Here is an 8,309-nt window from a genome sequence, read left to right as displayed (position 1 = left end):
TTTCCGGACTGCATGAACATGATTACTACGAATTTACAGTGGTGTTGACCGGCCGGTATTACCAGAACGTCAATGGTAAACGGGTGTTGTTAGAACGCGGCGATTTTGTCTTTATCCCTCTGGGTTCCCATCACCAAAGTTTCTATGAATTCGGTGCGACGCGGATATTAAATGTCGGGATCAGCAAAGCGTTCTTCGAGCAACACTATTTATCTTTACTGCCATCCCGTTTTGTGGCGTCACAGGTTTATCAGATTAAGACTGAATTTCTGGCTTATATAGAATCTGTGATCGCTTCTCTTAATTTCAGGAACGGGGAATTTAATGAGTTTCTGGAAATGGTGACGTTTTATATTGTGAACCGTTTACGCCATCACAGAGAATCAGAAATCACGACAGATGCGCCAGGCTGGCTTAAAAATACCATCGAAAAGATGCACGACAAAACGCAGTTTAGTGACAAAGCATTAACGAATATGGTGGCCCTTTCCGGCAAATCACAGGAATATCTCAGCCGTGCCACGCAGCGACATTATGGCAAAACACCGATGCAGATTATTAATGAAATCCGTATTGATTTTGCCAAGAAACAGCTTGAGATCACCAATTATTCGGTCACGGACATCGCGTTTGAATCCGGTTACAGCAGCCCGAGTATGTTTATTAAAAACTTTAAAAAGCTAACTTCTTTTACCCCCAATCATTACCGAAAGAAGTTATGCAGTATTAATTAAACCGAATCATTTATTTCTCTGTTTAAATTTGCAGTGCATTATTATTGCACGGGAGTTCCTATGCGTAAAAAACTGAAAGTCGTCACAATTGGTGGCGGAAGTAGTTATACCCCGGAATTACTGGAAGGCTTTATTAAACGCTACGATGAATTGCCTATTACCGAGTTATGGCTGGTCGATGTGGAAGCCGGAAAAGAGAAACAGGATATTATTTTCAATCTTTGCCAGCGTATGGTGGAACGTGCAGGTGTGCCGATTGTAATGCATAAAACGCTGGATCGCCGCGAAGCCTTGGTGGATGCCGATTTTGTCACCACGCAACTGCGTGTTGGCCAGCTCAAAGCACGCGAACTGGACGAACGTATTCCGCTCAGCCACGGTTATCTCGGGCAGGAAACCAACGGCGCTGGTGGCCTGTTCAAAGGCTTGCGTACCATTCCGGTGATTTTTGACATCATTAAAGATGTCGAAGAGATCTGCCCGGACGCCTGGGTGATTAACTTCACCAACCCGGCCGGAATGGTAACGGAAGCGGTATTCCGGCACACCAGATTCAAGAAATTCATCGGCGTGTGTAACATCCCGGTTGGCATGAAAATGTTCATTCAGGATGTGCTGCAACTGACCCCGCAGGACGATTTATCCATCGACCTGTTTGGCCTGAACCACATGGTGTTCATTAAAGATGTTCTGGTCAACGGCGAATCACGTTTCGCCGAACTGCTCGACGGCGTCGCGTCCGGCACGCTGACCGCCGGTTCGGTGAAAAACATCTTTGATTTACCGTTCAGCGAAGGCCTGATCCGCTCCCTGAATTTGCTGCCGTGTTCTTATCTGCTGTATTACTTTAAGCAGAAAGAGATGCTGGCGATTGAGATGGGGGAATTCTACAAAGGCGGTGCACGCGCCACGGTGGTACAGAAGGTTGAAAAGCAGCTGTTCGATCTGTACAAAAACCCTGATCTGAACGTCAAACCGAAAGAACTGGAATTGCGCGGCGGGGCCTATTATTCCGATGCCGCCTGCGAAGTGATCAGCGCAATTTACAACGACAAACAAACCGAGCAGTACGTTAATTTCCCGCATAACGGCCATATTGATAACATCCCGTCTGACTGGGCGGTGGAAATGACGTGCACCATCGGGCGTGACGGCGCAAAACCACACCCGCGTATCACGCATTTCGACGAAAAAGTGCTTGGCCTGATATACACCATCAAAGGCTTTGAGATTGCCGCCAGCAATGCCGCACTGAGCGGTGAATTCAATGATGTTCTGCTGGCGATGAACCTCAGCCCGCTGATCCATTCCGATAAAGATGCTGAGATACTGGCGCGCGAAATGTTGCTGGCACATGAAAAACTACTGCCAAATTTTGCTAACACCATTGCTGCGCTGAAATAAACCCACGGCCTTCCCTGAAAAGGGAAGGCGTTCAACCGGGACATTTATGGATAAATTACTGATAGTGAACGCCGATGATTTCGGGCTTTGTAAAGCGCAAAACTACGGGATCATCGACGCATTCAACCACGGTGTGGTGCGGTCGACGACGGCGATGGTGAATATGGCCGCTGCAGAACATGCCGCGGTGCTCAGCAAAGAAAATCCTGATCTTGCCGTCGGCATGCATTTCGTGCTGACGCTCGGACGTCCCTTGTCATCCATGCCGGAGCTGGCCCGCGACGGTGAACTGGGAAAATGGATTTGGGAAATGGCAGAGCAGGGCACGTTACCGCTTGATGAAATCGCGCAGGAACTGCAATGCCAGTTCGGGCGTTTTGTGGCTCTGTTTGGCCGTTTGCCGACACATCTCGACAGTCATCATCATGTGCATATGTTCCCGCAGATTTTCCCGATCGTGGAAGCGTTCGCGAAAGATCAGGGCATTCCTGTACGCATCGATCGTGACGAGATCCGCCGGGGCAACATTGCGCTGTGTGGCGCGAAGAGTACCGACGGTTTCGACAGCAGTTTCTACGGAGAGACGGTTTCAGAAGCCCTGTTTGTGCAAACGCTGGACAACGCCACGCAGCGCGGTGACCGCTCGGTGGAAATCATGACCCATCCGGCGTTTATCGATAACACCCTTCTGGCGAGCAAATATTGCTATCCGCGCCTGGCGGAGCTGGATGTACTGACGTCGGCCTCGCTCAAAACTGCGATAACTGAACGCGGATTCCGGCTGGGATCGTTTAAGGATTTATAAGCTGTAATACGTAAAGCCCGCCGCTGGCATGACGCCTGCGGCGGGCTTTTTATTGGCGTCAGCCCGGCCCCTCACTTCCTGCCGCCAGCAGCGGTACCAGAATGTCGCTAACGGGCGTAGGAATACCCCGCGCGAGACCGTAACGCTGTATGACACCGTTGCGTATATCCCATTCCAGCGGGCGGTTAGCCTGGCGGTCGGCGAGAATAGAAGTGCCCAGGTCCGCGGGCGCACGATGAAAACCGTCAACGATCTCTTGCGGAACGTTATCGCTGAGTACCGCACCTTCCGCACGCGCGACAGTCAGACACTCACGCAGATAAGCCAGTGCCAGTTGCGTGATATCCCCGCGTGAGAACATCCCGGCACGGCGGTTAGAGAGAACCATCAGACCCGCGACCGCATTTTGCAGCAATTTGCGCCATGCGATCGTGAGGAAATCGGATGATAATTCAACCGTACAACGTGTGCCGCTGAGCGCATCAGCGATCCGTTTTGCCTGCGGCACATCCGGCAGCGTCAGACGCGGTTTTGCGCGCAGCCGGACGGAGGCATCCGGCTCACGTTGTGCTGGAAACCAAACAACGGAAGGCAGTACTGTTGCTCCGTTGACGTAGGGTTCCAGCGAGGTTTTCTGTTCGACGCCGTTTTGCAGTGCACAGACAACGGTATTTTTATCGCACAATGCGGTAAGCCAGCCGGCGCTGTCAGCCACCTGTGTGGTTTTCACCGCAACAAAAACCAGATCACACGGAGAGTGGACCTTCGACGGATTGATTAATACCGGGCCTGGCACCACCACCTCGCCGTCATCATGACGCAGAATTAATTGCGGATGCGCAGTGCGCCCGCAAAGCAGCGGCGTGCGGTTAACTTCATGCAGTGCTGCAGCGATGGTCGTACCAATCGCACCGGGACCTATCAGAGCAATAGCAGGGCGGTCAGACATCTCGAGTTCTCCTGATTTGATTAACCTATCAACAGTGTGCCGGTAGCAATTACCGCACACGCCAGCATTTTTCTCAGTGTCAGTGTTTCACCAAGAAACAGATAACCCAGAACGGCGGCAAACAGCACACTGGTTTCGCGCAGCGCGGAGACGGCGCCCATGGGTGCGGCCACCATGGCATAAATGATCATGCCGTAAGCCAGCAGCGACACCACACCCCCTGCCGCCGCACTGAGTAAACCGGGCCGCCAGCGCAGTAAACTTTTCGTGTCGCGCAGGGCGATATAAAGCGCTGGCATCAGTACTCCCCATAACATGCTCATCCACACGGTATAGGAAAACGAATTGCCGGAGACACGCACGCCAATACCATCCACTACGCTGTATGCCGCGATAAAAGCGCCGGTGGCCAGGGGATATTTCAGGCCCGGTATCGCCAGTTTACGGCTTCTCATGGCAAGCATCAGAATACCGCCAGAAATTAGCGCGATGCCGACAAGGGTGTTGAAGGCGATCTTTTCCCCGGCGAACAGAGCTGCGCCACAGGTCACCATCAGCGGCGAAGAACCGCGCGCAATCGGGTAGGTTTGCCCGAGATCACCGCTTTGATAACTGCGTATTAAACACAGGTTGTAACCGACATGAAGCAGGGCCGATAACACCGCATACTTCGCGCTCGCGAAGTCAGGAAGTGGCAGAAACAGCGCGATAACCCCGCAGGTAACGGCAATCGTCACGCACATGATGGTCATCGACCACAACCGGTCAGTTCCGCTGCGTAATAAGGCGTTCCAGCTGGCATGCAGCAGGGCGGCGAATAAGGTCAGAAAAATAATATGAGCGGGCATGTACTGATGCTAAACAGCCTGTGCCCGGATTAACAGTGAAGTGTTGTCATCGTGGTATGAGCAATAACTCATACTTCAACGGTAACTGAGCTGCGCCTGCTGTGATTCGGCCAGCAGCCAGTTACGGAATTTCAGGATGTGCGGCTGTGTCTCGATGCCTTCCGGACAGACAAAGTAATAGGCGGCCGGAGAGGGGAAAACGACGTCAAAGAGCCTGACCAGACTGCCATCATGGATTTCTTTTTCAACGTGGCCGCTGCGCGCTAATGCAATGCCCTGACCCAGTAACGCGGCTTCGATCGTCATATTTGTGTCGGCGAAGCGCACGCTTTCGTGCAGTACATCAGTATTCACGCCGACCTGCTTAAACCAGGCATCCCATTTCGGTACCAGATCAGCCCCGTCACGCGTCAGCAGCGGAAAACGCAGCAGTTCCGCAGGTTCAGCGGGTATACCAAAACCGGCTAAGAATGCGGGGCTGGCAACGGGAAATAATTGTTCGCGAAACATAAACTCTGTATGCAGCGCCGCATAATTACCGTGTCCGAAACGGATCGCTACATCGGAATCTGCGCTGGCGAAGTTAATGGCTTTATCGGTACTTTCCAGCGAGACCAGAATTTCCGGATGCAAACGTGCTAATTCCGGCAGGCGCGGTAACAGCCACTTTAACGCGAAAGAATAGGTGGTGCTGACACGCAGCCGCACCCGTCCTTTTTGTTCACGCAGATCGGCAAGTGTCGTTTCAAGCTTACTAAAGAATTCCCGTACCAGAGGGGCAAGCGCTGCACCGGCAGGCGTCAGGCTCAGGGTTTTACCACGCTGAAAAAGCTGCAGGCCCCAGCTATCTTCCAGTTTTTTCAACTGATGGCTGACGGCACTTTGTGTAATAAACAGCTCCTCTGCGGCTGAGGTAAACGTCGTGTGGCGGGTGGCGACTTCAAAGGCGCGAAGTGTGGCTGTAGGGGGAAGGTCACGCATCATTCAGTTCCTGTTAATGAGCTAATGCTCATAACAGGGTATGCCGGAGCGTGTGCAAAAGATACGGTGACAGAAAAAAATGGCCTGCAATGCAGGCCATTTTCATGTCGTTCTCAACGGGTCAGAACGAGAAGCACGAACATCCTAACGCACCCCAGAAAGCGTTGTCATCGGACACCGGGACATCAGAACCACGGGCAATATCATGGCTGTGTTTATGCACGCCACACGGGCCGACGCACTGATGCCCCTGACGAACCAGCCCGACACGCGCTGCACCCTGTGGCGGCGCAGAGCGGTAATGCCCAGGCACTGTGGTGACCGGCGACCAGTCCGGCAGCACCGGGATGGCTGGCGGCGCGAGCGGCGAGAAACTGCCTGCCGCGTAAACCACTTTGCCATCGACCACGGTCATCACCGATTCGATGCCCTTGATACGTTCTTCCTGCACGCTGAAGAAATCTTCGGAAAGAACGGCCAGATCGGCCAGTTGCCCGACTTTGATCTGACCTTTCTTGCCCTGTTCGCTGGAGAACCAGGAACTGCCCTGCGTCCACAGCATCAGCGCGGTTTCGCGGTCAATACGGGCGGCGTCGTCATACATCGCCATGCCGCCGACGGTGCGACCGGAAACCAGCCAGTACAGTGCCGTCCATGGGTTATAGCTGGCAACACGGGTCGCGTCGGTGCCCAACCCGACCGGCACGCCTGCGGACAACATTTTCGCCACCGGTGGCGTATGTTTGGTGGCCTCGATACCGTAGCGTTCAGCGAAGTATTCTCCCTGGAACGCCATACGGTGCTGTACCGCAATGCCGCCGCCCAGCGCTTTGACGCGCTCAATGTTGCGTTCGGTGATGGTTTCCGCATGGTCAAAGAACCAGTGCAGCCCGTTGAACGGGATATCGCTGTTCACTTTCTCAAAGACATCCAGCATCCGGCTGATCGACTCGTCATAGGTTGCATGCAGGCGGAACGGCCAGCGGTGCTCCACCAGATGACGCACCACGCGTTCAAGTTCGACCTCCGTTCCCGGCGGTAAATCCGGACGCGGTTGCAGGAAATCTTCAAAGTCTGCGGCTGAAAATACCAGCATTTCGCCTGCACCGTTATGACGGTAGAAATCAGTGCCCTGGCCGGGTTTGAGCATGTCGGTCCACAGCTCGAAATCTTCCAGTTCATGTTGCGGACGCTGGGTAAACAGGTTGTAAGCAATACGTATCGTCAGTTGATTTTTCTGATGAAGCTCATCGATGATCTGATAATCCTCAGGGTAATTCTGGAAGCCGCCGCCTGCATCAATCGCGCTGGTGAGGCCGAGACGGTTCAGCTCACGCATAAACTGGCGGGTGGAGTTCACCTGCTGTTCCAGCGGCAGTTTCGGTCCTTTCGCCAGCGTAGAATATAAGATCATCGCGTTTGGTTTGGCGATCAGCATACCGGTCGGATTACCATTGCTGTCACGCTGAATTTCACCGCCTGGCGGATTGGGGGTGTCTTTGGTGTAGCCGACCACTTTGAGCGCGGCGCGGTTGAGCAATGCGCGGTCATATAAATGCAGGATAAACACCGGCGTATCGGGCGCGGCCTGATTAATTTCATCCAGCGTCGGCATGCGGCGTTCGGCAAACTGAAATTCAGTCCAGCCTCCTACCACGCGCACCCACTGCGGGCTTGGTGTCCGCAGCGCCTGTTCTTTCAGCATCCGCAGGGCATCGGCCAGCGAAGGCACGCCTTCCCAGCGCAATTCCAGATTGTAATTCAGACCGCCACGGATCAGATGCAGGTGCGAGTCGTTCAGGCCCGGAATGGCGGTGTGTCCGTGCAAATCCACTACCTGCGTTTGCGCATCAGCAAACTGCATCACTTCATTTTCGGTACCGACAGCCAGAAATTTACCGTCTTTGATTGCGACAGCATTTGCCAGCGGTTTTTCTCTGTCAACGGTGTGGAATTTGCCGTTAAGCAGGATCAGTGAAGCAACATTATTTATTGAATTCATTGGGAAATCTCCTGTTATTGCGCGGAAGCGCGCGTCAGCCATGAATGGAACACTCGTGTAACGATTGGCATCCAGAGGAAAACCACCAGCCCTACGACCGTGGCGTCATTGAGTAAATGACCGCCTTCGGTGCCTTTAAGCTGTGGCAAAAACTGCCCCCAAAACCAGGGCACAATATGGGTCGATGGATAAATTACCCCCAATGTCAGCAGATACTGTTTCCAGCGGGCGGGCGGGCGGACATTCGCACTTGGCGGGGTGAACCAGAATTCGGCACCGGGACGCACCTCGGTGTTGTCGTTTTGCAACAACAGCGGGCTGACTTCCGCCACCAGTTGTTTACGCAGATCCGAGTTGTGCCATGCATTAAGATTTTCCAGCGTGTCGAAACGCACCAGAATGGTATAAGCATCGCCGCTGCGGCTCGGGCGGATGACGTTGACGCCAAGATGCCCCGGGAAGGTACTGGCCTGTGGCATAATTTTATTCAGCCAGGCTTCATATTGCGCTTCGCTGGCTGGCGCAATCTTATGGGTAATGACGAGCGTGACATGTTGCTTGTGGGTCTGGGACGGGGACATACATC

At 53.4% G+C, this 8,309-nt stretch carries 8 protein-coding genes; 3 read left to right on the top strand and 5 right to left on the bottom strand.

All coding sequences use genetic code 11. The features are described from left to right. The 3 genes from chbR to chbG all read left to right on the top strand — a co-directional run. A partial coding sequence (gene chbR, locus AC1DUO_RS13405) for a transcriptional regulator ChbR (RefSeq protein WP_477987602.1) occupies positions 1 to 734 on the top strand: 734 nt, incomplete at its 5' end. A gap of 60 nt (positions 735 to 794) precedes the next feature. Next, entirely contained in the window at positions 795 to 2,138 is a 1,344-nt protein-coding gene (locus tag AC1DUO_RS13400; RefSeq protein ID WP_014416575.1) for a 6-phospho-beta-glucosidase, read from the top strand. A gap of 46 nt (positions 2,139 to 2,184) precedes the next feature. Continuing rightward, complete coding sequence (chbG, locus tag AC1DUO_RS13395) at positions 2,185 to 2,943, top strand: chitin disaccharide deacetylase (RefSeq protein ID WP_112197269.1); 759 nt, start codon at positions 2,185 to 2,187, stop codon at positions 2,941 to 2,943. Between the two features lie 58 nt (positions 2,944 to 3,001). Here the strand turns inward: chbG and AC1DUO_RS13390 are convergent, their stop codons facing one another. The 5 genes from AC1DUO_RS13390 to AC1DUO_RS13370 all read right to left on the bottom strand — a co-directional run bounded on the left by AC1DUO_RS13390 (position 3,002) and on the right by AC1DUO_RS13370 (position 8,304). Beyond that, positions 3,002 to 3,892, bottom strand: coding sequence for an oxidoreductase (locus AC1DUO_RS13390; protein ID WP_014416573.1), 891 nt, complete (start codon positions 3,890 to 3,892; stop codon positions 3,002 to 3,004). A gap of 20 nt (positions 3,893 to 3,912) precedes the next feature. Continuing rightward, on the bottom strand, positions 3,913 to 4,740 hold the full coding sequence (locus tag AC1DUO_RS13385) for a DMT family transporter (protein ID WP_013577907.1): 828 nt from the start codon (positions 4,738 to 4,740) through the stop codon (positions 3,913 to 3,915). 75 nt (positions 4,741 to 4,815) lie between these two features. Beyond that, a complete protein-coding gene (gene gcvA, locus AC1DUO_RS13380; RefSeq protein ID WP_119262396.1) occupies positions 4,816 to 5,721 on the bottom strand; it encodes a transcriptional regulator GcvA in 906 nt (301 codons plus the stop codon). A gap of 121 nt (positions 5,722 to 5,842) precedes the next feature. Continuing rightward, a complete protein-coding gene (locus AC1DUO_RS13375) occupies positions 5,843 to 7,723 on the bottom strand; it encodes an amidohydrolase (RefSeq protein ID WP_119262397.1) in 1,881 nt (626 codons plus the stop codon). A 14-nt stretch (positions 7,724 to 7,737) separates the two neighbouring features. Beyond that, entirely contained in the window at positions 7,738 to 8,304 is a 567-nt protein-coding gene (locus AC1DUO_RS13370) for an antibiotic biosynthesis monooxygenase (protein ID WP_013577904.1), read from the bottom strand. Positions 8,305 to 8,309: the final 5 nt, after the last annotated feature.

The sequence above is a fragment of the Rahnella sp. P4_A8 genome, from assembly GCF_056402435.1.
This window is presented reverse-complemented; position numbering and strand designations above follow the sequence as displayed.